The organism is Rhizobacter sp. P2_D12, from assembly GCF_056404395.1.
In genome coordinates this window covers 1-1,094 of record NZ_JBFUEB010000314.1, presented here as the reverse complement: position 1 = coordinate 1,094, position 1,094 = coordinate 1, and the positions used below count along the sequence as shown (strand labels likewise).

Annotated in this window: 1 protein-coding gene; it reads right to left on the bottom strand. The window is 70.7% G+C overall.

Going from position 1 to position 1,094, the window contains the following annotated elements:
• Window positions 1–1,094: cadherin-like domain-containing protein (locus AC1DYN_RS32705; protein WP_477966998.1), on the bottom strand; the 1,094-nt coding region annotated here is incomplete at both ends.

Genomic DNA, 1,094 nt, shown 5'->3' with positions numbered 1-1,094 from the left:
CCGGCCAGCGGCGTGTCCTCGGTGGCCGTGCCAACGTCGCTGACGGCCGTCGGCGTGTCGTTGCTGCCGTTGACGGTGACGACGACGTTGCGCGTGCTGCCGTCGGCCGTGGTGACCGTGAAGCTCTCGGTGACGCTCGCGCCTGCGGGCAGCGACTGCACGTTCGGTGCCGCGTTGTTCAGCGTGTACGTCCAGGTGCCGTCGCTCGCCAGCGTGAAGCTGCCGTAGGTCCCGGCGGTGCCGGCTTGCGCGATGAAGCTCGATTCGGCCGGGCCGTCCGGGTCGACCACCGTCAGCTTGCCGGTGCTGGTGAGCACCTGGTCTTCGGTGACGCTGCCGGCCAGCGGGCCGGTGATCACCGGGGCGTCCGGCGTGGGCRTGACGTTGAACGTGAACGTGTTGGGCGTCGCGTCGAAGCCGCCCGCGCTGTCCTGCACGCTGAAGCTGATGCTGGCGTAGCCCGCACCGTTGCCATCGGCCGCCGGCGTGAACACCAGGTGGCCGGCCGCGATGTCGGCGGCGGAGACGACGGTGCCCGCCGTCACCGGCGTGCCGTTGAGCAGCAGCGTGCCGGCGGCCGGCAGGCTGTCGATGCGCACGCCGGCAAAGCTCTGGCCGGCATCCGTGTCGCTGAAGCCGAAGTCGCCGGCTTGCAGGCTGTACGAACTGTCCTCATTCTGCGTGTGCGAGCCGTCCGTGCCGCTCGGCGGCGTGTTGGCGCCGACGTTGACGGTGACCGTCGCGATCGCGCTGGCACCGCTCGGGTCGGTCACGGTGTACTGGATCTGCACCGCGCCGCTGAGGTTGCTGGCCGGCGTGAAGACCACGTGGCCGCTCGCATCGAGCGACACCGTGCCCTGGGCGGGATTGGCCAGCACCGGGTTGCTGACGGTCAGCGTGTCGCCGTCGACGTCGTGGTCGTTGGCCAGCACGTCGATCGTGACGGACGTGTTGATCGGGGTCGACGCGACGTCGTCGCCGGCCACCGGTGCATCGTTCACCGGCGTCACCGCCAGCGTCAGCGTGGCGGTCGACGTGGCGGTGCCGTCGCTGACCGTGTAGGTGGCAGCCGGCACGGCGCCGTTGTAGTTGGC